The sequence below is a fragment of the Cutibacterium sp. LaCa_255 genome (assembly GCF_057458005.1).
On the sequence record NZ_CP190956.1, the window covers coordinates 980,871 to 1,006,072 of the forward strand.

A 25,202-nucleotide genomic window follows, 5' to 3' on the forward strand; every position below is an offset into this window, starting at 1 on the left:
CTCGTGGTGAGATGGAGCCATGAGCGATGTGGCGCGCACTTCGGTGCTGGTGGTCGACGACGAACCGGTGCTGGCCGGCACGGTGAAGAACTACCTGGAACGGGCCGGCATGGCCGCAGACACCTGTGCAGACGGGAACGAGGCGGTTTCGCGGATCCGGGAGGAGCAGCCGGATGTCGTCATCCTCGACCTCGGCCTTCCGGGCCTCGACGGAGTGGAGGTCTGTCGCAAGGTGCGCACCTTCAGCGACTGCTACGTCCTGATGCTGACCGCGCGAGCTGACGAGGTGGACATGCTCATCGGGTTGTCCGTGGGCGCGGATGACTACCTCACCAAGCCCTTCAGCCCGCGCGAACTCGTGGCACGCGTCCAGGTGATGCTGCGTCGCCCGAGATCCACGGCTTCGGCATCCGTCGCCCGCAGGATCGGGGAACTGGTGGTGCATCCCGACTCGCGCGAAGCTTTCATGGATGGTGTGGCGGTGGACCTGACACGCACCGAGTTCGACCTGCTGAAGGCGCTGTCCGCGCATCCCGGACGTGTGTTGAGCCGGCGTCAGCTCACGGACATGGTCTGGGGCGAGGACTGGGTCGGCGACGACCATCTGGTCGATGTCCACGTGGCACACCTTCGCAAGAAGCTGGGTGAGGAGGCCGCCGATCCCCGCTACGTGCTGACTGTGCGGGGCGTGGGCTACCGGATGGGCCGAGGCTGATGGGAGGACGGCCATCAGAGCTGTGGCCCGGGTTGTCGTGGGGTCGACGGCTGGTGTGGACCCAGTTCGCCGTCCTGGTCACCATGAGCGTCACGCTGGTACTGACCGCCCTGGAGATGGGCCCGCCGTTGTTCAAGAAGCACATGGCCGAGGCCGGGCACACCCAGCCCATGGTGCTGGACCATGCCGAGCGTGCCTTCCATGACGCCGGTGCGGCCTCCCTGGGATTGGGACTTGCCGCCGCGATGATGATCGCGGCGGTGACGTCATGGGTGCTGAACCGCAGCCTCATCCGAGGGCTGGATGCCCTGGCCGAGGGGGCTGAGAGGGTCGCGCACGGCAACTACGACGACCCCGTGCGCATGCCGCCACTGGGGCGCGAACTCGAATCCGTGGCCCATGAGTTCAACCGGATGGCGGCCCAGATCGCGGCCACGGAGGCCACCCGACGACGCATGTTGACCGATCTTGGCCATGAGCTGCGAACGCCCCTGTCCGTGACGAGGGTGACGCTCGAGAGCCTCCAGGACGGAGTCGCCGTGTATGGGCCGGAGGTCCTTGAGGTCCTCCAACGCCAGAACGAGCGCATCACGGCGCTGGCGGCCGACATCTCCGAGGTCTCCAGGGCAGAGGAGGGGCGGATCCCCTTGGAACTACGGCTGACCCGCATCGATGACCTGGTGGAATCGGCGGTCACCTCGTGTGCGAAAGCCTGTGCCGAGGCAGGTATCCAGCTGGTGACCCGTGGCAACTGCCCCGTGGAGGTGGATGTCGACCCTGCACGCATCGGCCAGGTCCTGGACAACCTGCTGCGCAACGCCGTCCAGCACACGCCACGCGGGGGTGAGGTATGTGTGACGAGCTGGTCTGACACGGACTCGGTGTCCATCCAGGTCAGCGACACCGGCGCAGGCATACCCGCCGGTGAGGTGTCCCACGTCTTCGAACGCTTCTTCCACCAAGGATCACGCAGGGTCCGTGACGTCGACGGCGGAACCGGAGTCGGCCTGACCATCGCCAGAGCCGTCGCCCGCGCACATGGGGGCGACGTGCTGGCGGCCAGTCCGGGGGTGGGCTGCGGTGCGTCGTTCACCCTGGTGCTGCCACGAAGTCTTGATCGAATCTCCACACTTCCCTGACCCGGTCACAATGCGGGGCGGGAAGAGTCGTGGGCATGAACACGATCACTCGCCGACAGGCCTTGCTCGCCGGCCTCGGCCTGGCATCCACCAGCGCCCTGGCTGCATGCGGCGCCAAGCAGCCCTCCCCGGCCAGCACCACCCCGGCCACATGGGCCATCCCGACCCAGACACCACTCGCCACCCCGGCCGGGGCGACGACCGTCACCCACACCCTGACCCCGCGCCCTGTCACCTTGGACCTGGGCGGTGTCCTGGCCAAGACCTGGGCCTACACCGACGAACTCGACGGGAACGTCCTGCGCGGCAAGGCGGGCGACCTGTTCCGGGTCACGGTCGACAACCAGCTCCCCACAGCCACCTCGGTGCACTGGCATGGCATTGCCCTGCGCAACGCCTCCGACGGTGTGCCTGGTGTCACTCAGGACCCCATCGCCGCCAAGAGTGCCTTCACCTACGAGTTCGTCGCACCCCATGCCGGAACCTACTTCTTCCATCCCCACAGCGGAGTCCAGATCGACCGGGGGCTGTACGCTCCCCTCGTGCTGGACGACCCACGCGATCCGGGCGACCACGACGCGGAATGGGTCCTGGTCCTGGATGACTGGACCGATGGGGTTGGCAAGTCACCGGATGCGATCTTCGCCGACTTCAAGGCCAACAGCGGCCCCCTGTCCCAAGGAATGAACCACGACATGGGAGGCATGGACCACGGCAGTTCCCCCTTGGGCGATGCCGGAGACGTGAGCTACCCGCACTACGTCGTCAACGGCCGGATCCCGGCCGCACCGCGCACCCTCACGGCACGCCCCGGGGACAAGGTCCGGCTACGGCTCATCAATGCCGGAGCCGACACGATCTTCAAGGTCGGCCTGTCCGGGCACCGATTTACCATCACCCACGCCGACGGTTTCGCCGTGCAGCCGGTCGAGGCGACGGCCATCTACCTCGCCATGGGAGAAAGGATCGACGCCACCGTCACCGTCGGCGACGGCGTCTTCGTGCTGCAGGCCGCCCCCGAGGGCAAGACCGGTACTCCCGCCCGCGCCATCGTCAAGACCGGCGCCGGCAACATTCCGCCGGCCACCACCCGAATCCCCGAACTCGGAGGAAAGGCTGCCCTGGGCACCGCCCTGCGCGCCGCCGACGCAGCCAAGCTGCCCGACAAGGAACCGGAGCAGACCCTCGAGGTCCAGCTCAACGGCCAGATGAAGCCCTACGCCTGGGGCATCAACGGCAAGAAGTTCGGTGAGGACACACCCCTGTCGATCAGCCCGGGACAGCGGGTCCGGATGCGGATGACGAACATGACGATGATGGCCCACCCGATGCACATCCACGGCCACACTTGGTCCCTGCCGGGCAGCAACGGACTGCGCAAGGACACCGTGCTGCTGCTGCCCATGCAGACCATCGAGGCCGACCTGCAGGCCGACAACCCCGGAGCCTGGATGCTGCACTGCCACAACATCTACCACGCCGAGATCGGCATGATGACCAGCCTGCGCTACTGACCCCAGCCCACGCCGATGCGGTTCCCGCGTCACCCCGGGAACCGCACCGCCGCATGCCCGCACATGCCTCCGACGTCTTGGTCAAACCTTCATCGTTTGCCCAGGTCCAGCTTCATGGACGCTCGACAGTCTGGATGGTGACGGCAGCCAGCCACACACGACGAAGGAGACCACCATGTACACAAGCCCCACCCAGCTCAACCGCAGTGACAGCGACGCTCCCCGCCTCGCCGCCGACCCGGTACTCGAGCCCGTGCAGCACCGGCACGATCCGAAGATGACAGGCCACGGCAAGAGCCACCACTGGATGCACCTGCTGATGTGTGCCCCGATGCTGCTCATCGTGGCCGGATACCTGTGGACAGGTCGTGCCAGCCTCGCCGCAGGCGGCGTCATGGCCGCCGCCATCCCCGCCCTCGGCTGCGTAGTGATGATGTGGCTCATGATGCGGATGATGAACCACGGGGCCGATCACCACTGAGCCAAGAACCTCGCACCACGCGCCCACCAGCACCACAGAGCACCACCACTCAACGGACGAAGAAGACCATGACCAGCCCTACCCCACCCGACAAGCCCATCACGGCTGAAGGGGACTCCTTCACCTGCCCCATGCACCCCGAGGTCACCAGTGACCACCCTGGCCGCTGCCCCAAGTGCGGCATGTTCCTCCAACCGGACGGACAGCCCCCCGCGCCAGCAGCACACCAGCACACCGACCCCGGGCAGCCTGCTGCCCACCAAGAGCACGGCGGGCAAAGCGCCCCGCCACCACAGGCCGACACCGGCCCACGCGATGGCGAATGGACCTGCCCCATGCACCCCGAGATCCGGCAGGATGGGCCGGGCGAGTGCCCGATCTGTGGCATGGCGCTCGAACCGGTCTCGGTGGGCGTCCACGACGGACCCAACCCAGAGCTGGCAGACATGCGCCGCCGTCTCCGCGTGGCAGCCGTGCTCAGCCTGCCCCTGGTGGTGCTGGCGATGGTCCCGGCCCTGGCCGTCGGGGCGTGGGTGCCCTGGGTCGAACTCGCGCTGTCCACCCCCGTGGTGTGGTGGGCCGGGTGGCCATTCTTCGCACGTGGCGCCCGATCAGTGGCCAGCCGGCACCTCAACATGTTCACCTTCGTCAGCCTCGGTGTGGGTGCCGCGTGGTTCTACAGTGTGGTCGCCGTCCTGGCCCCGGGGATCTTCCCGGCCATCATGCGTGATGACGGTGGCCGGGTCGGCGTCTACTTCGAGGCCGCCGCCGTGATCCTCACCCTGGTGCTGCTGGGGCAGGTACTCGAACTGCGGGCACGCGACCAGACCTCGGGTGCCATCCGCGCCCTGCTGGACCTGTCGCCAGCCACCGCGCATCGCATCAACCTCGACGGAGAAGAAGAGGAAGTGCCATCCGCGGACCTGCAGGTCGGCGACCATTGCCGGGTCCGCCCCGGTGAGAAGATCCCAGCAGACGGCATCGTGGTCGACGGCCACGCCTACGTCGACGAATCCATGATCACCGGCGAGCCGGTACCTGTTGACAAGAACCCCGGCGACCGTGTGATCGGCGGCACCATCACCAGCGGCGGCAGCCTGGTCATCGAGGCCACCGGCCTGGGCGCCGACTCGACCCTGGCCCGCATCGTCGACCTCGTGTCCCAGGCGCAACGTTCCCAAGCCCCCATCCAAGGGCTCGTCGACAAGATCTCCGCTGTGTTCGTGCCGGTCGTGATCGGCATCGCACTGATCACCTTCGCCGTCTGGGCCACGGTCGGGCCACAGCCCCGGCTACCGTTCGCGATCGTTGCTGCAGTGTCCGTGCTCATCATCGCCTGCCCTTGCGCGCTTGGCCTTGCCACACCCATGTCCATCATGGTCGGGGTTGGTCGCGGAGCCCGCGATGGCGTTCTGGTCAAGAACGCCGAAGCACTCGAACGACTGCAGAAGATCGACACCCTGGTGGTCGACAAGACCGGGACCCTGACCCAGGGCCATCCCAGCCTCGTCGACCAGAAGGTCGTCGCCGGCCACCACGCCGAGATCGTGCTGGCCATGGCGGCCGCTGTCGAGGCCGGGTCCGAACATGCCTTGGCCCGCGCGATCGTCGACGCGGCGCGAGAACGCGACGTCACCGTACCGACCGCCACTGCATTCACCGCCCGCCCGGGTGGCGGCGTCGAAGCATTGGTCGACGGTCACCAGGTCATGGTCGGCAGCCCTGCCTTCCTCACGACCCAGCATGCCGACACGACCCCCCTGACCGACGACATCGACGCCTTCCGTCGCCAAGGAGCCACTGCCGTCATCGTGGCTGTCGATGGTCAGCCTGCAAGCATCCTGGCCATCGCCGACCCACTCAAGCCCACCACCGCCCAGGCCATCGACGACCTACGTCACCGTGGCATGCGGATCGTGATGCTGACCGGGGACAACGCCACCACCGCCCACGCCATCGCCGACGAGCTCCACATCGACGAGGTGATCGCGGACGTGCTTCCGGATCAGAAGCATGGGCACGTCCAGCGGTTCCAGGAGCAAGGTCACACGGTCGCGATGGCCGGTGACGGCGTCAACGACGCCCCTGCCCTGGCCGGGGCGGACGTTGGCGTCGCCATGGGCACCGGGACCGACGTCGCCATCGAGAGCGCAGACGTGACCCTCCTCGGCGGCGACCTCGCAGCCCTGGTCAAGGCCCGCGACCTGTCCGTCGACACTATGCGCAACATCAAGCAGAACCTGCTGTTCGCATTCATCTACAACGTCATCGGCATTCCGATCGCCGCGGGAGTGCTCTACCCCGCCTTCGGCTGGCTGTTGTCCCCGATGATCGCCGCAGCCGCCATGGCCCTCAGTTCGGTGAGCGTCATCACCAACTCCCTGCGCCTGCGCCGACACCACTGACATGAACTGCCCCCCATAAGCTGCCCGGAGTTCACTCTGGGTTGGCTTCTCGCACCCAACCGGGGCCCAGCCAGACCGACAATCCGGGGCCAAATGAAGTTGACATAGCCAGCCCTGCTCGCAGCGGGACCATCCGGACCGCCGCCGCTTTCTCGTCCGGGGCGTAGCGCCGTATCTGCGGTTTCCCGGGAACCTGCCACTTCGACATGTGCTCGTCCCCGTTTCTAGACCGATGCCTGAACAGGCTTGGATCAGCTCACCGAAGTCCTCGACGACCTCCACCAACAATTGCGAATCAGCCGAACGCCGCATCCTCAACCGCACACTGTTCACCCACATCACCGTCGACGACGAAGAGAACGCCCCACATATCCGCCGAGGCCACCGTCAGCGTCCTCGCTCATACGAGCATCGACGCCCCGGCGCACGTCACCGCAGAAACAAAACTGCCCCACCATCAGGCGGGGCAAGCTTCGATATTCTTATTTTACGTGGAGCATAGGGGATTCGAACCCCTGACCTCTTCCATGCCATGGAAGCGCGCTACCAACTGCGCCAATGCCCCGCGGGCGACCTCGTCAGGCCTTCGACACGATCCTCCGCTGCGGCGTCCACCACGCCGGAACATCCTGTCTGGTGGAGCATAGGGGATTCGAACCCCTGACCTCTTCCATGCCATGGAAGCGCGCTACCAACTGCGCCAATGCCCCGAAAACAACTCCTCAGGAGGGTCATCCTCTTCGTTCACCCGACCGCCCGGGCGACCAGGCAAACGTTACCGGATCCCACCCATCCTCACCAAATCGGACCAAGCCAGGCCAGTACCTGCGTATGGGTATCGACACACACTCATGCGCAACGCACCCTCACTGCCCCAAGCAGCCGTCCATCACCGCGTCCGTCCCTCTGCGCGACTCCTACCGCCGACGTCAGCTCTGCACGTCTGTGGCTTTCAGGTAGCCCTGACGGTGTCCCAGGAAGACACATACGTACCGGTCCTTTCCGGTCACATTGACGTGGTCCTTGGGCGGCGGGGCGTCGAACGTCGTGGACCGGTAATAGTCTGTCGCAGGCTGAGAGTCGATGACGACATAGCGCTGACCAGGCTCCAACACGTACGGCAACGCAGCCTCGGGCTGCACCCAGGTGCCGTCCGGATAGGCAGAGGCTTCCGGGTACGCCCGGCCATAACCTGACGTGCGCGAAACCACGGTGATCGTTCGCGCTCCCGGGACAACTCGTGCCACCGGCTGTCGAGCGGGATTGTGGAACCACGCCTTAGCTCCCAGGTACCAGACGGCGACCCACTCGTCGTTCTTCCCTCCAACCTCTGCGACGACATATTCCGCACCCGTGTTCAGCCGGGCGCCGACGTCGGCAGGTTCTGTTGTTGCCGGCTCCGGGCTGATACCGGCATCAACAACCGTCGGGGCATCCGACGACGGGGCTTGCCTCGCCGTCACAAAGTTCACTCCTCTGACGACCTGGCCGTTGTAGGCCTGCGTGTTCATTTCGAAATCAGGCAAAATCCTCACGACGTCGCCGCGCTTGGGTCTGGTGCTCACCGTGCCCTCGGTGAGTGGGCGGCCCAACAGCTCAAAGTATCGAGCCCAGTTCCAGAAGGCGCCCGGATCCCAGTGCATCCCCTTGATGTGATCGGTGTCAATGCCAGGAACCTCGTCATGGCCAATGACGCGACCACGCGTCAGCGGGATCTCATATTTATCGCACAGATAGCGGACTAGCGCTGCACTCGAGCGGTACATCGCGTCCGTATACCAGGATTCTCCCTCGAGAGCCTTACCCTCGTGTTCGAGTCCGAGGGCGTGCATGTTGTAATACCAGTTCCCGGAGTGCCAGCCGATGTCCTTGGGATCGAGGTGTTGCGCAACGTGACCGTCAGAAGATCTCAACGTGTAGTTCCATGCGAGGTAGTTCGGCTTCTCCACGAGTTTGATGGTGTTGTCGTAGGTCTCCTCGGTGTCGTGGATGACGATTCTCGTCAGTGAAGGCGCAGAGGGGCGGCGCGCAAGGTCGTGATTTCCGTACTTCACCGGATCAGATCCGTACTGCTGATACGGGGCAGGTACCCACTCGATGTGGAGGCTGTCCGGCCCGTCAATCGGTGGCCCGGACACCTTATGCTCAGGTAACGCTGTTCGGCTGATAAGCGGGCCAAAGATGGCCATGGCAGTAAACGAACGGCGGCTCATGTCAATCATCGGAATCGTCCTCTCGCCCGGTAAAGATGCTTGTGAAGCCACACAAGCGCACCACATATGGGGGGTCACATCACGGAGGATCACCGCGCAGGAGCGTTACACCCATGCCGGTTAAGTGAGGTGCTCATCGTCGGGGAGTGGGTAGAGCGTGCGGATGATGTTGGCGGCTGGGCCGGTGGGTGCGTTGCGGTAGCCGGTTCCGGCCCAGAGGTGGACCCGGTGGGCGTCTCCGGCTTGGGTGGCAGCTTGTCGCAGTGGACGGGTGAGGTGGTGCACGGCGGGGTATGCGTGGGGTGCGGTGGCGTGGTGTTGGGTGATGAAGTCGTTGGTGAGGGCGCGGGCCGGTCGTCCGGTGAAGGCGTGGGTGATGGTGGTGTCGTCGAGGGCGGGGTCGGCCAGTGCTGCCCGGTGGGTGGCTGAGGTTCCGGCTTCGTCGGTGCGGAGCAGAAGGGTCCCTACCGCAACGGCGATGGCGCCTGCATCAAGTGCTGCTCGTACCGCTTTAGCGTCATCGATGCCGCCGGCGGCGATCACTGGCAAGGGGCTGGCCTTGCGCACGCGGCAGACGAGAGTGGGGAGGTCTTCCGGTTGTGGTGTCCGCGTGGGGTCGAAGGTGGCGCTGTGTCCACCGGCTGCGGGGCCTTGGATGATGAGCCCGTCGGCGCCGCGTTCAGTTGCGGCGGCGGCTTCCTCTGGGGTCGTGACGGTGATCAGTGCCTGTGTGCCGTGCTCGTGGAGTTTGGCGATGATGTCCTGGGGTGGCAGGCCGAAGGTGAAGGACACCACGGGGACGGAATGTGTGGTCAGGAGCGCGATCTTGTCATCCCAGTGGTCGTCATCGGAGACGGGGCAGGGGTCGAGTTGCAGGCCGTAGTGTTCTGCTTCCGGGGCAAGCTCATCGGCATAGGCAGACAAGGCAGCCGGGTCGACGGTGGCGTTGCTCGGCACGAAGATGTTGACGCCGAAGGGAACGTCCTTGGCCTGAAGCTGCTGGATTTCTGCGTGGAGGGCTTCGGCGGTTTTATAGCCGCCGGCGAGGAACGGGAAGCCGCCTGCTTCGGCGACCGCCAGGGCAAGCGCGACAGTGGTGGGCCCACCTGCCATGGGTGCAGCAACGATCGGCCGGGGAGTGGGAATGAGGATAGTCACGAGCGTTTCCTTCCCCCTGAGGGGATTCATGTGGTCTCGGGCTGGGGATGGGTTGCATTGAAGCAAGCAAGTCCAACGATACGAGCAGTGCCAAGTGGATGAGGGCGGCTGCCGGCCTCGGCGACGAGGGGTGCGCCGTCGTTGGTGAGGAAGATGGGGACGTTGTTGATCTCGCGGAGTTCTTGGCAGGTGGGTACTCTGCTTTGCGGGTCCGGTCATACCAACCTCAGCCACGACGATCGAGCACAGCCTTCGCAGTTGCGATGTCGGTTACCAGATCCGTTACCAGATGGGCTCGAAGGATCGCCGATAAAGCTGGCACCTTTTCAGCTCCGAAAGCGCTGACGATGACGTGGGTGATCGATGGGATTCGGTCGATCGGTATCGTCATCAACCCTTGGCAGAAGTCCGCATCGACGTGACGGCCCTGAGCATCGATGTGGTGCCCACAGATGTGGCCGACCGCTCCCCGCGACAACAACTCGGCATGAGCCCGTTCGGGCATCACATGATCGAAAATCGGTGCCACCGAATTCACCCCGACCGCGCCCACCCCTGTTACCAAGATGTCGGCGTGGGAGGCCATTGCGATCGTCATTCCAATGGATTTCTCTGCCTTTAAAGCCGCTGCTACTTGCGGATTCGATACCAACACTGGCGCGGGCATCACTCGGTAAGCGCAGCCAAGTCGCTCCGCCAGTTGGCGACACAGTTCGGGGGAGTCAAGGACTAGATTCCCCCGCGCTGTCCCCCCAATTGCCTGGACCACTGTCGCTTCAGGGTGACGTGTCGGGGTCATGGCGCGCACCACCGAAGCTACTCCACGCCCATTCGACAGCGCGATGACCGAGTCCGGGTGCATATATGTAGTCACGAGATCGGAAGCCATCCGTGATACCTCGTGAGCCGCAGAGTCGTCATCCGACATGGCTACGCGCGCGCACGCTAACCCGAAGGTGCGAGTCAGGTCCTGTTCCAACTCAATTGCTCGTTGTAACGGGTGCTGCACGGTAAACGTGATGATTCCGCGGCGCCGCGCTTCATCGAGCAGGCGTGACACCATTGATCGGGAGTAGCCGATCTCAGCGGCGATCTCGGCCTGAGTTGCTTGTTCCAACCAGTATCGCTTTGCCACGGTCAGTAAGGTCTGGATGTGTTCGCGGTCAGTCATATGAATCTCACAAATGTGAATCTTTGTAATCATAGCCCCGCTGAAACGCGGTGTTGAACCAACGTACTGGCGTTTTAGCGCTTAGTGAATTCACATATGTGAGCTCATGGCCTTGCGAAGGATGTCGGGCTGACGGCTGAATGGTTCTCGTCACACAGTCGTGAGAGAGGAATCACCCCAATGGCCGTCGTTCGTACCATCACTGGCGACGTTTCACCCGACACGCTTGGTGTCGTCAATGCCCACGACCACCTCATCCGTGTTGGCGCCGGTGAGGTCTACATCGATCCTGACCATCTGCTCGATGACGTCGACAAGGCAGCTCAGGAGGCCACCTACTTCGTCGAAGCTTCCAGGAGCTGGGCCGACGGCGCCACGATCGTCGACATGTGCCCCGCATCCTCGGGTCGCGGTGTGCTCAAGACCCTTGAAGTTGTTGAGAAGGTCCCAGGCCTCCAGGTCGTCCAGGCCACCGGATTTCACCAGCAGAAGGTCTACCTGGAATGGCGTCAGAGCTGGGTCAACCAGTACACCGTCAACCAGATTGCCGATCTGCTCATCGCCGACATCGTCGAGGGCATCGACCGCTTCGACTACATGGGCCCCATCGTCGAACGTACCGGGGCCAGGGCCGGCGTCATAAAGTGGGCGACCGCTTACGGCAAAATTACCGAGTGGGAACAGAAATCCGGCAAGGCGGTGGCTATCGCATCTAAGGAGACCGGATGCCCGATTAACACCCATGTGACGGCCGGAACCTGCGGCCCTGAGCAGGCACGCTTCCTCGTCAACCAGGGCGTCGATCCTGCCAAAATTGCAATCGGTCACATGCAGCGTAACTGGGATCCGTGGGCCCACGAGCAGATCTGCAAGCTTGGCTGCTACGTCGAGCTCGACGGCACAAACCGCATCAAGTACGTCCCGGACAATACCCGCGTCAACCTGATTAAGGCCCTCGGGAAGAAGGGCTACGGCAAGCAGGTTCTGCTGGGTACTGATTCCGGTAAAGCCTCTTACCAGAAGGTCTACGGTTCGGTCTCGGGCATTGACTACGATCCGGCCGTCTTCTGCCCGCGTCTGGTTGAGGACGAGGGCTTTGACCGCAGCTACGTCGATGACCTGCTCATCAACAACGCCGCGACCTTCCTTGGCTTCGAGCCCCTGGCTGGGTGACAACGATGCCACGACTCCAAGTTGCGCTTGATACCTACGACCTGCCGTCGGCCCTCGCCCCGCTGGCCCAAGTGTCCAACGAGGTTGACGTCATCGAGTGTGGCACCATCCTGGTTCTAGCCGAGGGCATGGATGCGGTGCGTGCCGTTCGGGCGGTTTACCCTGAGAAGGCTATTCTTGCCGACGTTCGCATAGCCGAAGCCGGAGCCAAGATCGCCCGGCTGTGCTTCGAAGCCGGAGCTGACCTCGTCTCCTGTGTCGCCGGGGCATCACTGACCACCATCGATCAAGTGTGCAAGGTGGCAGAGGAATTAGGTGGTGAAGTCCAGGTCGAGCTTGCTGATGAGTGGTACGACGCTGACCGCGCCCGCACCTGGCGTGAATTAGGTGTCCAGCACGTCATCGTTAAGCGTTCCCGCGACCGTGAGGCCGCCGGGGACTTGTCATGGAAGCCCGAGGACCTCGGGCGGGTAGACGAACTCGCCGAGATGGGATTCACGGTCACCGTCACTGGGGGCATCACTCCCAAGGACCTTCCAGTCTTTGCTGAGCATCCAGTCGGCATTGTCATCGCTGGTCGTTCAATCGTCGCCGCCGACGACCCAAGGGCTGCGGCACAGCAGCTACGCTCCACCCTGGACGAGGTGTGGCCGAAATGATTGAGCCCCTGTCAGACGGAGTGACCCTCGGCATCTACGAGAAGGCCCTCGTTGGCAACCCGCTTGAGACTGCCGACGACTGGCGTCGCTTCCTTATCCAGGTGCCTGAGTCCGGCTTCGGTTTCGTCGACCTATCGATCGATGAAACCGAAGAACGAACCGCACGGCTTGAATGGGATCAGAACCAGCGTCGTATGGTGCGCCACTGCATCGAGGAAACAGAGACTACGATCGGTGGTATCTGCTTGTCAGTGCACAGGCGCATTGGTCCCGGTAGCGCCGACCCCACGGTGCGTCAACGCGCCCGCGAAGTGATGGCCGAAGGGTTGCAGCTGTGCCACGATCTCGGAGTGCCTGTGCTTCAGGTGGCGGGATACTACTGCTACTACGAGCAGATGAACGATCAGTCTGAGCAGTGGTACACCGATCTTCTGATCGACGCCGTCCCGATGGCTGCACGGCTGGGGGTCGTGATGGGTATCGAAAACGTTGACGGCACCGACGTCACCTCGATCCGCAAGGCCATGGAGTTCGTCAAGCTCGCTCACTCTCCTTACCTGCAGGTCTACCCCGACATCGGAAACATTGCCGAGCAGCAGCTCGATGCCACGATCGAACTCGAGGCTGGGCGCGGCCACATGGTTGCGATCCACGTGAAGGATGTCCGGCCCGGCGAGCCTCGGCGGGTACCGATGGGAGAGGGGACCGTCGACTGGGACGATGCCTTCGCCATCCTTGCCAAGCAGGGTTGGCGCGGCCGAATGATGATCGAGATGTGGAACGACGATGCCCCCGATTCCAGTGATCGCAGTGTGTCGGCGCGTGAGTTCATCGAGGAACGCCTTCGAACCGCCGGAATCCCGGTTCGTAGGACCCTCGCTTGATTCGAGATCGGTCGGCCCAGCCTGAATCTCGGGCCGACCGACACCAAACCTCCAAAAAATTTCTATACCGCTGTTCAAAGGAGAACGTTCGATGCTCGAAGAGCTCAAGAAAGACGTTTGCGAAGGCAATCTCGACCTGCCCCGACACGGCCTGGTGACCTGGACCTCGGGCAATTTGTCTGCCCGGGACCCCGGGACCGGCTTGGTGATCATCAAGCCTTCCGGGATGCTATACGACGAGATGACCCCTGACGACATGGTTGTCGTCGACCTTGACGGAAAGGTTGTCGAAGGAGATCGTGGACCATCTTCGGACACCGCTTCGCACCTGTACGTCTATCGTCGCCATGACGACATCCGCAGCATCATCCACACTCACTCCACTTTCGCCACCGCCTGGGCTGCCACGGGCCAGGACATACCCTGCGCCATGACCGCCGTCGCTGATGAGTTCGGTGGACGAGTCCCGTGCGGAGATTACGCCCAGATTGGCACTGAGCAGATAGGTGAGCAAGTTGTACGGTTCATCGATGAGTCCCCAGCCGTACTACTCAAGAAACACGGTGTCTTCACTGTCGGCACTTCCATTGAGAAGGCTGTCAAGGCAGCCGTTATGGTCGAGGACGTCGCCAGGACCTTGACCTTTGCCAAGCTCATCGGCGAGATCTCCCCGCTCCCGCAGTCGGAGATCGACTCCAACCACGACCGATACACCAACCGCTACGGCACCCCAGCTGCGTCCCAGGGAGTGACGTCATGACTTACGACATCTCAACTATCGGTGAGGGACAGATCCGGCTCACCTGCTACAAGGGCGAGCGTCTCGTTAATGCCCAGCAGCTACGGGCCACTGCTGCCTGCTCCGAAGCCAACGTCGCAGGCTTGTTGTCCCAGGTCGGTCGCGACACCTGCTGGACATCTGTTATGCCACAGGGCGATCTCACCGACCGGGTTGTCAACGAGTTTCGTAGTGTCGGTGTCGATGTCTCCCACATCTGTATCAAGCCTGAGGGACGCGTCGCCCTGTACTTCATGGAGCCTGGTGAGTACCCGATGCCAGCACGTGTACTTTACGATCGCGAGCACACCCCTTTTCGTGACGTCCGTGTCGAGGATCTCGATTGGGAGGCCATGCTCGACACGAAATTGGTTTTCGTGACTGGCATCACAGCTGCTCTGACCGAGAACACGGCTGTTGTGGTGAGCCATTTTGTCGAGGAGGCTCACCGTCGTGGAATAGCCGTCGCACTTGACGTCAATTATCGTTCCCTGCTGTGGGAGCCGAGGCGAGCTCGAGAGGTGCTCGAGCCCATTGCTCGCATATCGGATATTGTCTTTTGTTCAGTGCGTGATGGCAGGGCGGTATTTGGAATAGAATCTGACGGAGAACAGGCATGCCACGATCTGCGCGAATTGTTCGGAGCTCCGACGGTCGTGTCCACTGACCAGATCAATGGTGTCTATCTATCCGACGACGAGCGCGGCGACCGCACCTTCCCAGTGGTTCAGGTTCCTGTCGTCGACCGTCCAGGTGCAGGAGACTCCTTCGTTGCAGGAACATTGCACGGGTATCTTGCAGGTGACGTGGTCCAGGGAATCTATTACGGGCAGCGGACATCTGCTTACGCCCTGACTCATTATGGAGACCTTACTCGTGTGAGTCCCAGTGAGCTCAATATTCCTTCGAACACAGACATTCTGCGTTGACAATAGCCGCGGCGCGGGTAGGAGATATAATTACATGTCCACTTCTACAACATCCAAGAAATCAGCATTAGATCTTATAGATTCGCGCCCTTTGGCGCGCAATCAGAAGAACCTTGTCGCCCTTGCTATCATCGGAAACATTTCCGAGTTCTTTGACATCTTTCTCATTGGTTTCGTTGTATCCGTCCTCACTAAGCCATGGAACCTGACCGGCACTGAGGCGGGCGTCATCCTCGCCTGTTCTGGCTTGGGTACGGTCATCGGTGCCATTATGTGGGGACGTCTGGCAGACAAAATCGGACGCCGTTCGTCATTTTTCTGGTGCGTCCTCATGTTCGTTGCATTCACCGTCCTATCAGTGTTCACCCCAGATCACGGCTGGGTTATGCTTGCCATATTGCGTATTGGCGTGGGGATCGGTGTTGGCGGCCTCAATATCACCTCGATTCCGTATGTTCAAGAGTTTGTGCCAGCTAAACAGCGTGGACTTCTTGCTGGATTGGCGTCGGTATTCATACCACTCGGTCTTTTCCTGGGCTCTCTCGGGCAAAAGGCCTTGGGTGATAATTGGCGTGCCCTCATCGCACTGGGTGCGATTCCCGTCTTCCTGCTTGTGTGGATTCGCTTTGTCCCCGAGTCGCCAAGATTCTTACAGAGTCATGGACGGGAAAATGAAGCTCGTGAGGCTTTGGCGTGGGCGTTGGAGATGCCGGCTGACGACATTGGAGATCTGCCGCCCGTAGAGCACGTCCGAGACGCTTCGTACTCACTTGTCTTCGGCAAGTACCGCAAGAGCCTCCTTATTGTCAGCCTAGGGTCCTTCTGCTTCATTCTGGGGTCATTCACGATTCAGTCGTGGGGTCAGACCCTCCTCAAGACCGGCTTCGGCAAGTCTGCAGAGCAAGTTGGAATCCTGTTTATGTTCGTCTCTCTGGCCGATCTCATCGGGCGCTTCCTGTCAGCATGGCTGGCCGACCGCATCGGTCGGAGGATCACGATGCTGTCATTCGGTCTGGTAGGTGCCGCCGGAACTCTGATCATCGCGCTTTCGGCTCATCTGGGTTGGGGCTGGCAGGTCTTCTTTGCCGGCGTCCTTGTTGCGATGGCCTTCGGCGACGGCGCCTTCGGTATTCTGAACGCCTTCGGCGCCGAGCAATTTCCCAATGAGGCTCGCTCCACCGGTCTCGGACTCGGTTACGGCATCGGTGCGACTGCCAAGGTCATCGGTCCGGCGCTCATGGGACTCATGGTGGGCGGATCTGCGGTCAAACAGAATGTCACCTTGGACGCGGTCTTCCCGGCGTTCATCCTGTTCACCGTGCTGCTCGTCATCGGCGGTGTGACATACATGTTCGCCCGCGAAACTCGCGGCACCTCACTCGACACGATCTGACCTATCAAACGATCCTGACGTCGAGGGCCTGTACCTGACCCAACGGGTTAACCGAAGCCGTGACCTGACGGGTAGCCAGGGGGCCCTCGACACGCCAGATCCAGCAATACGGCGTCATCTCGACGACGTCGATCGTGGCATCCGCGGATTCCCCGGTGGCCTTGACCACCTCCTCGAAATCCTTGCGGCGCTGATCCAACGGACGATCCATGTCCATCGTCGGGCTCCACTCCTGAGCCACCAGATCGTCCGACCAGTTGCGAATGATCTTCTCGACGTCGTCGAGATGCTGCCGGACTTGGGGATTCATCGGCGAAGGATGGACGGCATCACAGGCCTTGCGATCCTTGGCCGCGGAGGGCAGCAGCAGGTCACCCACCCCGGGAACAACGGTGTCGAGGGCCGTGGAGGTTACGCGGATGGCCGGGTGATACGTCCGATTCGCCAGCACCACGACGCCGACCCCGGAGGAAGGATGCCACATCATCGTCGATCCATACCCTGGATACCCGCCACAGTGGTAGACGATGTGTTCCTTCCCCGTGACAGCGACGTGCAGGCCATATCCGTACCCTTCGGTGACTGGGCCGTACGTCGTGAAATACCGCTGCATTTGCTGCATGTCGCGAAAGACCTGGCCCCAACCATCGTCCTCGCTGGTCCACGCGGTGATGAAATGGCTCACCCAGATCCCGACATCCTTGGCCGTGCAGATGAGGCCGCCGATGGGGGAGAAGGTTCCGGAGCCAAGCAAGGGCTGGACGCTGCCATCTCTGCCGAGGCCTGGGGCGAGCTTTCCCTCGGGTACTTGCGTGACGTCGAGGAAGGATTCGGTCATCCCCAACCGACGGATGACGTCTTCCTCGACGACGTCGATGAATGGCCGCTCGGTCGCCAATTCGACGACGCGGCCCAGGATCGCGTAACCGAGGTTGGAATAGGCGTACCCCGTCCCCGGCGCGAAGTTCGTGATGAAGGGTTTACCCAACAGCGCCTCGAACTCCTCGCGTGACATGGCCTGCTGACGGTCGGCCCACGGATCGTCCGGTGGTAGACCGGTAGACATGGACAACGCGTCACGAATCGTTGCGCTAGCGATGGGCTCCTGAAGCTGCGGAATCCAACTACCGAGGGTGTCGTCGAGAGCGGGCCGTCGAGGAGCCACGTCGATCAGCCCGTGACAGATCCCAAGGACGCTGGCAGCGGTGAACGACTTCGACATCGACGCGATGCTGTAGACGCGATCGTCGGTGTCGTTACAGCGCACCTCACTGTCGTCAACGGTTGCCCAGGACAACGAGGTTCCACTCCCGGCGGCCTCTGACGACGCAGCATTGAGAACGTCGGCGACAGGGCTGAGACGGGGATTCATGGCGGCATTGTGTCACTTGAGACGTGGGTTGGTAGAGCGGATTCGGACACCGCTGGCCCTAGAAGACAGGAGTGCGGCGTTGCCAGCGCGCATCGTGGCAGTAGATTGGACCACAACAACGCGGGAGCCCACCAAAAGGGCTGAGAGGGTGTCGTGATGGCACCGACCGTCTGAACCTGTCCGGGTAATGCCGGCGAAGGAAGTGGTTGGCATGACTGAATTGTCGAATCTGGTGTCGGAGTCTGTGGAGCGGCTGCGTCGGGACAAGCCGCTGGTGCAGTGCTTGACGAATATCGTGGTTGCCAATTTCACCGCGAATGTGTTGTTGGCTGCGGGGGCGGTTCCCGCTATGGTCGATAACCCCTCAGAATCTGAAGGGTTCGCCTCGGTGGCTGACGGCGTGCTAGTCAATATTGGTACCCCGTACCGGGAGACCGCTGAGGCCATGGTTGTTGCCGCGCGTGGCGCCGCAGGTAGTGACACGCCGTGGGTGCTCGACCCGGTGGGGGTCGGGATGCCATGGCGTACCCAGGTCGCGCTGGACGCGTTGCACGTCGGCGCTCCAGCCGTCATCCGGGCGAATGCCTCCGAGGTATTGACCTTGGCTGGAACGGGAGCGTATTCCCGAGGCCCGGAGGCTGGAGATACCGTCGAGGATGCCTTGGGATCCGCCGCTGAGCTCGTGCGCACATACGGCACCGTGGTCGCCATTAGTGGTCCCGTCGATCACATCGTGGACGCTCGCCGGCACGTAACCGTGTCATCGGGGCATGAATGGATGGCGCGAGTGACCGGGGTCGGATGCTCACTAGGGGCTCTGACAGCAGCCTTCGCAGGCGTCCAGAAGGATCACCTCATTGCCGCTACATCCGCAACCGCCATGCTGTGCGTAGCTGCCGAACGAGCAGCAGATCGCAGTGTGGGCCCGGGCGGATTCGCTCAAGCTCTCATCGACGAGCTGTTCCTGGTGTCACCCGACGAAGTTGGCGCGAGAGGAGGGCTTCGCGATGTCACGGCCTGACTTCGATCTGTCGGTGTACCTCGTCACAGACACCGCCCAATGTGGCGGCCCAGACAGGGTCGTCGAGACCGTGCGGCGTGCTATCGCCGGCGGGGTGACTCTGGTCCAATTCCGCGACCATGATCTGCCCGACGACGAATTCGTCACCTTGGGACGGCGGGTGAAGGATGCGTGCAGTGGAGTACCCCTTATTATCGACGACCGGGTGCATCTGGTCGCCGACATCGGAGCCGACGGCGCCCATGTCGGGCAGTCCGACATGCCGGTCGCCCAAGTTCGAGAGATTCTCGGGGACGATCTGCTAATTGGCTTATCCGCGCAGACCTCCGCCCATGTGGAGGCTGCGCTGTCTCATGGCCGTGACGTCGTCGATTACTTGGGTGTTGGGGCTTTGCATGGCACGGGGACTAAACCTGAGGCAGGCGAGCTCGGCTTAGCCGCGATACGCGATGTCGTCGACGTCAGCCCGTGGCCGGTGTGCATCATTGGCGGCGTCGCTGCCTCTGACGCTCAGGATGTAGCCCGGTTGGGTTGCGACGGCCTCAGCGTAGTCTCGGCAATTTGTCGAAGCGCCGATCCCGAGTCCAGTGCTCGGGAACTCGCACAGGCGTGGCGCCGCGCGAAGGGGAGGTGACGTCAGGGCGTGCACAACCGCCCAGTGCGACTGGCATCTTGTTCAGATGAGCGGCCCTGGTGCGCATGGTACATAATCAGGCACGAGGGCACCCTAAGATGAGCGCCATGAGCACTTCTGACGTCACTCGTCGCGCCTCCAAGATCTCCGTCGTCGGGGCCGGTTCGGTTGGTTCCTCGCTGGCCTACGCCTGCCTCATCCGCGGATCGGCCGACCTCGTTGCCCTCTACGACATTGCCAAGGACAAGGTCGAGGCCGAGGTAGCGGACCTCGCCCATGGCACTCAGTTCACCCCCGCCTCAGTGATGGGTGGCGCTGATGTCCACGACACTGCCGACTCTGATGTCGTCTTCATCACTGCCGGGGCCCGTCAGAAGCCGGGCCAGACCCGTCTGGACCTTGCCGGCGTCAATGCCAATATTTTGCGTTCCCTCATGCCGCAGCTGGTCGAGCAGTCCCCGAACGCCCTGTTCGTGCTCGTCACCAACCCCTGTGACGTCCTGACCGTCGTTGCCCAGCAGGCCACCGGGTTGCCGGCTAACCGCGTCTTCTCGACCGGTACCATGCTCGACACCTCGCGGCTGCGCTGGCTCATCCGTCAGTGGGCCAACGTCGAGCAGCGCCATGTACACGTGACCATCGTCGGCGAGCACGGCGACTCGGAGTTCCCGCTGTGGTCGACCGCCAACATCTCCGGTGTGCCGATCCACGACTGGACAGTCGAGGGTGAGCGCGTCTTCACCGAGGACGTGCTCGCTGATCTGGCTCACGAGGCCGCCTTCGCCGCGTACAAGATCATCGAGGGCAAGGGTGCGACGAACTACGCCATCGGTCTGACGGGTGCTCGTCTTGCCGAGTCCCTGCTGCGTCCGGGCCGTTCCGTCCTGCCGCTGTCCAGCGTCATCGAGGATGTCCACGGAGTCTCCGGGGTAGCCCTGTCCATGCCGTGCATCGTCTCGCGTGACGGCATCGAAGGAGTGGTCCCGGTCTCCATGAGCGCAGCGGAAATTGCCTCCCTTGAGGCTTCCGCGGAACGCTTGCGTGACACTTTGTCATCCATCTCGTGACCTGCTGAACATTTGTGCTGACGACCTTCTAGGCTAGGGGGTATGTCAGTTCCTTTTCAGTATGCACAGGACAGTGACGGAGAACTTCTCAAGATTGCGGCTCGCGGCCAGGAGGTGTTGACGAACCCCCTGGCCAACCGAGGCACGGCTTTCACCCTCGAGGAGCGCAAGACCCTTGGTCTCACGGGCCTGTTGCCGTCGGGAGTCATGACGATCACCGACCAGCTCAAGCGGGTTTACGCCCAGTACTCGGCGCAGCCGGACGACCTGGCGAAGTACCTGTACCTCAACCACATGCACGACCGTAATGAGGTGCTGTACTTCCGCCTCATCGCCGAGCACATCGAGGAGATGCTGCCCATCGTCTACACCCCGACGATCGGCAAGGCGATTGAGGAATACAACCACTGGTACGACCGTCCGCGCGGTATTTACCTGTCCATTGACGACCCGGAGGACATGGAGCAGGCCCTGGGGCAGTTGGGCCATGGCCCTGACGATGTCGACCTCATCGTGGCCACCGATGCAGAGGGCATCCTTGGCATCGGTGACCAGGGTGTCGGTGGCGTGGCGATCACCGTCGGGAAACTGGCGGTGTACACCGCGGCAGCCGGAATCCACCCGCACCGTGTCCTACCCGTCATCCTCGACGTCGGCACCGACAACATGGAACGCCTCAATGACGACGGCTACCTCGGTGTGCGTCACCCTCGTGTGCGCGGAGAACGCTATGACGCCTTCGTCCAACAGTACGTCGAGACGGCCCACCGGATGTTCCCGCACGCCCTGCTGCACTGGGAGGACTTCGCGGCCGGTAACGCCACCCGAATCCTCAACAAGTACCGGGACGACTACTGCACCTTCAACGACGACATCCAGGGCACCGCGGCCGTGGTCGTCGCCGCCGTGTTGAGTGCCGTCAAGGCGTCCGGCACCCCGCTGAGCAAGCACCGTATCGTCATTCACGGCGCTGGTTCAGCTGGCACCGGCATCGCGAATCTCCTGGTACAGCTCATGGTCAGCCAGGGCCTGGACGAGGAAACTGCGCGTTCCCACTTCTGGGGATTGGGATCCCGGGGTCTGCTGCGGGACGGTCTGCGGCTGCGTGACTTCCAGCAGCCCTTCGCTCGCAGCAAGGAGGAGCTGGAAGGGTGGACCACTGACGCCCCCGACCAGTACACGTTGAGTGACGTCGTGCGTAACGTCCATCCGACGATCCTCATCGGTTGCTCCGCCCAGACGGGGGCCTTCACCGAGGAGATCGTCAAAACGATGTCGGCCCACTGTGATCGTCCGGTGATCATGCCGCTGTCGAACCCGACCCGTAAGGCCGAGGCACTGCCTTCCGACATTCTCAAGTGGACTGAAGGACGCGCCCTGGTGGCCACCGGTTCGCCGTTCAAGCCGGTCATGGTCAACGGTGTGACGTATCAGATCGCTCAGGCCAACAACGCCCTGGTCTTCCCGGGCATCGGTTTGGGAGCCATCGCAGTGCGGGCGTCCCGCGTCACCAAGGGCATGATCGCGGCTGCTGCCGAGGCGGTCGCCATGCACGTCGACAACCGGGTGATGGGAGCCTCGCTGCTGCCGTCCATCAAGACCCTGAGACCGCTGTCGGCGTCGGTGGCCATTGCCGTTGCCCAACAGGCGATGGAGGAAGGTGTGGCGACCGAGGCCACCGATACCCCGGTTGAGAAGGTGTTCTCGGCGATGTGGCAGCCGCGGTACCCACGCGTCGAGGTCATCTGAGCGACGATGCAGACTGATGACAGTGAAGTGACGGGACTGAGCTGATGACATGGGGTCCGGCATCGTGCCGGACCCCATGTCATCTCAGATGGGCATCAGAGGTGGCGAGTCACGCCTTGATCGTCAGAGCTGAGATGGGGGAGGACATCCCCGATCCATGAGTGAACATGACGGTGGCGTCAGCGCGCGGACAGTCAATGGTGACCGTGCCGTGCACCTTATGTCCCGGGGAGATGGTGTCGCCGAGGGTTCCGGTGGGCGGCAGGCTGGCCTCGTGGATGTTAGTCGACTCGTTCTCCATAATGAAGAAGGTGTAGTCGCTCAGGGATCCCCTGGTGACCTCGATGGTCACCGTGAGGGTGACACTTCCGGGACCCCAACTGACGTCGTCGATCGACCATGTTCCCTCGCTCGAGTCGTCCTTGGACGAGAACGGCACCGAGGAGGCCACAGCCGTCACTGACGCCGGAATCGGTGTCGGCGTGGTCGCCGATGACGGCGTCGCCACCGGAGTTGGGATGGGGGACTGGGGGAGATCAGGTTCGCTGGTGACCCGGCGAGCCACCAGAACAAGGGCGATGATGACGGCCACCGCGATGATGGCTGCGATCCAGCCGCGGTGGCGTTTCGGCGGCTGATACTGGCTGATGTCAGGCGGTTGGCTCATGGTGGCTCCACTTTACGTGGTTGGTGGTCGTCGGTGCTGTCCACAGGTTGGCGTTGAGACGAGATGACGCTGCCGGGAGTTGTCCACAGGTCCCCAATTGCTTGGCGGATTTCACGGGGTCGGGACGACAACTGAAGGTATGACAACACTGCATTCGTCCACCACCGATGACCGTGATCCACTGACTGTCAGGACCGTCGACGAGGCGATAACCCTGGCGCCCTACCTGCTCGGCTTCCAACCCAGCGAGAGCCTGCTCCTCATCGTCGCTGACGATGGCGCGACCTGCCAAGGTTTCGTCGCCCGGGTCGATCTCGACGACGTCGAACTGACCCTGGCCATGGACGCCTTCGCATCCCGAGTCGTCTCGTTGGCAGGGCAAGGACGGACGGTGATCCTGGCCTTCACCGAGGACCAAGACCGTGGCATGGCTGCCTTGGCGTTGGCCATCCGGGCGATGGAAGGCATGAACATTAGTGACGCTGCCTGGACAGATGGTGAGAGCTGGAGCAGTATCTTCGGCGATGAACGGAGCTGCGGGGAGAATCACCCGTACATTCCCGCCCCGGAGATTGCTGCCGAGGCGGTCTATCGGGGGCTCACCGTTCTGCCGAGCCGCACCAACCTGGTCGATCAGCTGTCCGGGCCCGGAAGAACCTGTGACCCAGGTACTCGTCGACTCATCACCAATGCGCGACGACGACTCTCTCGCCGCGGTGATGACGTCGTCGCTGCCAGATGCCGTGCCCTCGTGAGGTCCGGTTCACCGATTGATGATGCCGCCGCCGTTGAGATGGCCGTTGCCGTCCAGCGCCCGGAGGTGGCACGCACCTTGTGGATGACGATGGAACGGGAGCACGCGTCGAGATGGCTGACGATCTGGAGCCAAGCTGTCGGAATGATCCCTGATCGGTTGGCCCCGGCCCCGCTGGCCCTCTGCGGGCTGGCCGGGTGGCTGAATGGAGACGGGGCGGTGGCGTCAGTGTGCGCCCACCGATGCCAATCCATGGTGGGGGCTGCGGACCTGCCACAGGCCTTGATGGTCATCGTCGACGCCTTCGTGCCGCCCAAGCTATGGGAGATCATGGATCACGACCCAACGTTGATCGCCCACCCACTCCCGGCGGAGCAGGTGGGCGAATGAGTCACAGCGGAGACGACAGTCAGACCTGCATACCGACGAGGTGACCGATGACATAGGTGATCGTCATGGAACAGATGCCCACGATGATGTTGCGGGCGATGGGGTGGGCCTTGCCACTGCCGCTGGCGATGGCTGACCCCAGACCGGTGAGGAACAGGCCGATCATCGTGGCGGCGATGGTGATGTAGACGCGGGTTGCCGTCGGGGAACACACCATGGCGAGCAACGGGACCAAGGCGCCGACGGTGAAGGCAGCCATCGAGGCGAAGGCCGCGTGCCAAGGGTTGGTGTACTCGTCAGGGTCGATACCCAGTTCGGCCTCGGCGTGGGCTCGCAGCGGATCGTGATCGGTGAGCTCTCGGGCAACCTGACGAGCAGTCTGCTCGGACAGGCCCTTCTCGGCGTAGATCCCGGCGAGTTCCTCGAGCTCCTCGTCAGGGAAGTCACGCAGCTCAGCGGCCTCCTTGGCCATGACGGCCTTCTCGATGTCGCGCTGTGAGCTCACGGAGACATACTCGCCGCCGGCCATGGACAGGGCACCGGCGACAAGCCCAGCCAAGCCGGCGATGAGGAGGGAGGAGCGATCGATGGTGGCGCCGGCGACACCCATGACGATGCCTGCCGTCGAGATGATGCCGTCGTTGGCTCCGAGCACCGCGGCACGCAGCCAGTTGAGTTTGGAGTTGAGGCTTCCCATGCCCTTGTCGGCCTCGTGAGGCTTGCGGGCTGGGGCGGGGGAGTCGGCCGACGTTGCGTCGTCGGCGGGGGCCAGGGCGGACATGGCCGGAACGGAGGCCGTTTCGGTCTTCCCGACTGACCTGTTCGCGCGGTGTGCCGTGGTGCTCATGACACCAACTGTGCTCGTGTTCAACGAGTGTTCACAAGGAAGGACAGGGAATCCTGACGGTAGGTGTGGGGCAGCTTCGCTAAACTCTG

The 25,202-nt window shown here is 62.9% G+C and carries 22 protein-coding genes, 2 tRNA genes, 1 pseudogene and 1 riboswitch; of the genes and pseudogenes, 17 read left to right on the forward strand and 8 right to left on the reverse strand.

Features of this window, described 5'->3' with window-relative positions:
- The first annotated feature begins 19 nt into the window (after positions 1–19).
- From ACP8ML_RS04380 to ACP8ML_RS04400, 5 genes are all read left to right on the forward strand, one after another.
- Positions 20–715: a response regulator transcription factor gene (locus ACP8ML_RS04380; RefSeq protein ID WP_065673967.1), complete on the forward strand. Its 696-nt coding sequence runs from the start codon at positions 20–22 to the stop codon at positions 713–715.
- Between the two features lie 83 nt (positions 716–798).
- Positions 799–1,854: a HAMP domain-containing sensor histidine kinase gene (locus ACP8ML_RS04385; RefSeq protein ID WP_065673994.1), complete on the forward strand. Its 1,056-nt coding sequence runs from the start codon at positions 799–801 to the stop codon at positions 1,852–1,854.
- A gap of 35 nt (positions 1,855–1,889) precedes the next feature.
- A complete protein-coding gene (locus ACP8ML_RS04390; RefSeq protein WP_486703039.1) occupies positions 1,890–3,368 on the forward strand; it encodes a multicopper oxidase family protein in 1,479 nt (492 codons plus the stop codon).
- Positions 3,369–3,543: 175 nt separating this feature from the next.
- Positions 3,544–3,849, forward strand: coding sequence for a hypothetical protein (locus ACP8ML_RS04395; protein WP_486703040.1), 306 nt, complete (start codon positions 3,544–3,546; stop codon positions 3,847–3,849).
- Between the two features lie 68 nt (positions 3,850–3,917).
- On the forward strand, positions 3,918–6,254 hold the full coding sequence (locus ACP8ML_RS04400) for a copper-transporting P-type ATPase (RefSeq protein ID WP_486703041.1): 2,337 nt from the start codon (positions 3,918–3,920) through the stop codon (positions 6,252–6,254).
- Between the two features lie 492 nt (positions 6,255–6,746).
- On the opposite strand, the gene ACP8ML_RS04405 is transcribed toward ACP8ML_RS04400, so the two are convergent.
- From ACP8ML_RS04405 to ACP8ML_RS04425, 5 genes are all read right to left on the reverse strand, one after another.
- Positions 6,747–6,819 (reverse strand) — tRNA-Ala (locus ACP8ML_RS04405).
- A 69-nt stretch (positions 6,820–6,888) separates the two neighbouring features.
- A tRNA-Ala gene (locus tag ACP8ML_RS04410) sits at positions 6,889–6,964 on the reverse strand.
- 219 nt (positions 6,965–7,183) lie between these two features.
- On the reverse strand, positions 7,184–8,476 hold the full coding sequence (locus ACP8ML_RS04415; RefSeq protein ID WP_117189802.1) for an N-acetylmuramoyl-L-alanine amidase: 1,293 nt from the start codon (positions 8,474–8,476) through the stop codon (positions 7,184–7,186).
- Between the two features lie 111 nt (positions 8,477–8,587).
- On the reverse strand, positions 8,588–9,625 hold the full coding sequence (locus ACP8ML_RS04420) for a nitronate monooxygenase (RefSeq protein ID WP_249361343.1): 1,038 nt from the start codon (positions 9,623–9,625) through the stop codon (positions 8,588–8,590).
- Positions 9,626–9,851: 226 nt separating this feature from the next.
- Positions 9,852–10,796: a sugar-binding transcriptional regulator gene (locus ACP8ML_RS04425; RefSeq protein WP_065673971.1), complete on the reverse strand. Its 945-nt coding sequence runs from the start codon at positions 10,794–10,796 to the stop codon at positions 9,852–9,854.
- A 180-nt stretch (positions 10,797–10,976) separates the two neighbouring features.
- Between ACP8ML_RS04425 and ACP8ML_RS04430 the strand changes: the two genes are divergently transcribed.
- From ACP8ML_RS04430 to ACP8ML_RS04455, 6 genes are all read left to right on the forward strand, one after another.
- The gene (locus ACP8ML_RS04430) at positions 10,977–11,969 is read left to right on the forward strand and encodes a phosphotriesterase family protein (RefSeq protein WP_117189801.1); all 993 of its coding nucleotides are present in this window, start codon (positions 10,977–10,979) and stop codon (positions 11,967–11,969) included.
- A 5-nt stretch (positions 11,970–11,974) separates the two neighbouring features.
- Positions 11,975–12,628, forward strand: a complete 654-nt coding sequence (locus ACP8ML_RS04435) for a 3-keto-L-gulonate-6-phosphate decarboxylase UlaD (protein WP_065673973.1) — start codon at positions 11,975–11,977, stop codon at positions 12,626–12,628.
- Complete coding sequence (locus tag ACP8ML_RS04440) at positions 12,625–13,512, forward strand: L-ribulose-5-phosphate 3-epimerase (RefSeq protein ID WP_065673974.1); 888 nt, start codon at positions 12,625–12,627, stop codon at positions 13,510–13,512. The genes ACP8ML_RS04435 and ACP8ML_RS04440 overlap by 4 nt, the downstream gene beginning before the upstream one ends.
- A gap of 91 nt (positions 13,513–13,603) precedes the next feature.
- On the forward strand, positions 13,604–14,272 hold the full coding sequence (locus tag ACP8ML_RS04445; RefSeq protein WP_065673975.1) for an L-ribulose-5-phosphate 4-epimerase: 669 nt from the start codon (positions 13,604–13,606) through the stop codon (positions 14,270–14,272).
- Positions 14,269–15,219 carry a sugar kinase gene (locus tag ACP8ML_RS04450; RefSeq protein ID WP_065673976.1) on the forward strand — a complete coding sequence of 317 codons (951 nt, stop codon included), beginning with the start codon at positions 14,269–14,271 and terminating at the stop codon, positions 15,217–15,219. The genes ACP8ML_RS04445 and ACP8ML_RS04450 overlap by 4 nt, the downstream gene beginning before the upstream one ends.
- 34 nt (positions 15,220–15,253) lie before the next feature.
- On the forward strand, positions 15,254–16,612 hold the full coding sequence (locus tag ACP8ML_RS04455; protein WP_117189800.1) for an MFS transporter: 1,359 nt from the start codon (positions 15,254–15,256) through the stop codon (positions 16,610–16,612).
- Between the two features lie 4 nt (positions 16,613–16,616).
- Here the strand turns inward: ACP8ML_RS04455 and ACP8ML_RS04460 are convergent, their stop codons facing one another.
- Positions 16,617–17,984 carry a serine hydrolase domain-containing protein gene (locus tag ACP8ML_RS04460; RefSeq protein WP_065673978.1) on the reverse strand — a complete coding sequence of 456 codons (1,368 nt, stop codon included), beginning with the start codon at positions 17,982–17,984 and terminating at the stop codon, positions 16,617–16,619.
- Positions 17,985–18,094: 110 nt separating this feature from the next.
- A riboswitch (TPP riboswitch) is annotated at positions 18,095–18,203 on the forward strand.
- On the opposite strand from ACP8ML_RS04460, the gene thiM reads away from it, so the two are divergent.
- The 4 genes from thiM (at position 18,172) to ACP8ML_RS04480 (ending at position 22,455) form a co-directional block, all read left to right on the forward strand.
- Positions 18,172–19,005 (forward strand): hydroxyethylthiazole kinase, encoded by an 834-nt coding sequence (gene thiM / locus ACP8ML_RS04465; protein WP_171048676.1) that lies wholly within the window; start codon positions 18,172–18,174, stop codon positions 19,003–19,005. (Overlaps the previous riboswitch by 32 nt.)
- Entirely contained in the window at positions 18,992–19,639 is a 648-nt protein-coding gene (gene thiE, locus ACP8ML_RS04470; RefSeq protein ID WP_065673979.1) for a thiamine phosphate synthase, read from the forward strand. The genes thiM and thiE overlap by 14 nt, the downstream gene beginning before the upstream one ends.
- Positions 19,640–19,737: 98 nt before the next feature.
- Positions 19,738–20,706 (forward strand): L-lactate dehydrogenase, encoded by a 969-nt coding sequence (locus tag ACP8ML_RS04475; RefSeq protein ID WP_016667398.1) that lies wholly within the window; start codon positions 19,738–19,740, stop codon positions 20,704–20,706.
- 42 nt (positions 20,707–20,748) lie between these two features.
- Entirely contained in the window at positions 20,749–22,455 is a 1,707-nt protein-coding gene (locus ACP8ML_RS04480) for an NAD-dependent malic enzyme (protein ID WP_065673981.1), read from the forward strand.
- A gap of 109 nt (positions 22,456–22,564) precedes the next feature.
- On the opposite strand, the gene ACP8ML_RS04485 is transcribed toward ACP8ML_RS04480, so the two are convergent.
- Entirely contained in the window at positions 22,565–22,807 is a 243-nt protein-coding gene (locus tag ACP8ML_RS04485) for a hypothetical protein (RefSeq protein WP_036976547.1), read from the reverse strand.
- On the opposite strand from ACP8ML_RS04485, the pseudogene ACP8ML_RS04490 reads away from it, so the two are divergent.
- Both ACP8ML_RS04490 and ACP8ML_RS04495 read left to right on the forward strand, forming a co-directional pair.
- Positions 22,800–23,090 (forward strand): annotated as a pseudogene (locus tag ACP8ML_RS04490) (hypothetical protein); the annotation flags it as partial. The gene ACP8ML_RS04485 and the pseudogene ACP8ML_RS04490 overlap by 8 nt on opposite strands.
- A 171-nt stretch (positions 23,091–23,261) precedes the next feature.
- Entirely contained in the window at positions 23,262–24,266 is a 1,005-nt protein-coding gene (locus ACP8ML_RS04495) for a DUF4192 domain-containing protein (RefSeq protein WP_117189798.1), read from the forward strand.
- A 19-nt stretch (positions 24,267–24,285) separates the two neighbouring features.
- Here the strand turns inward: ACP8ML_RS04495 and ACP8ML_RS04500 are convergent, their stop codons facing one another.
- Positions 24,286–25,113 (reverse strand): VIT1/CCC1 transporter family protein, encoded by an 828-nt coding sequence (locus ACP8ML_RS04500; RefSeq protein ID WP_004811715.1) that lies wholly within the window; start codon positions 25,111–25,113, stop codon positions 24,286–24,288.
- Between the last annotated feature and the right edge of the window lie 89 nt (positions 25,114–25,202).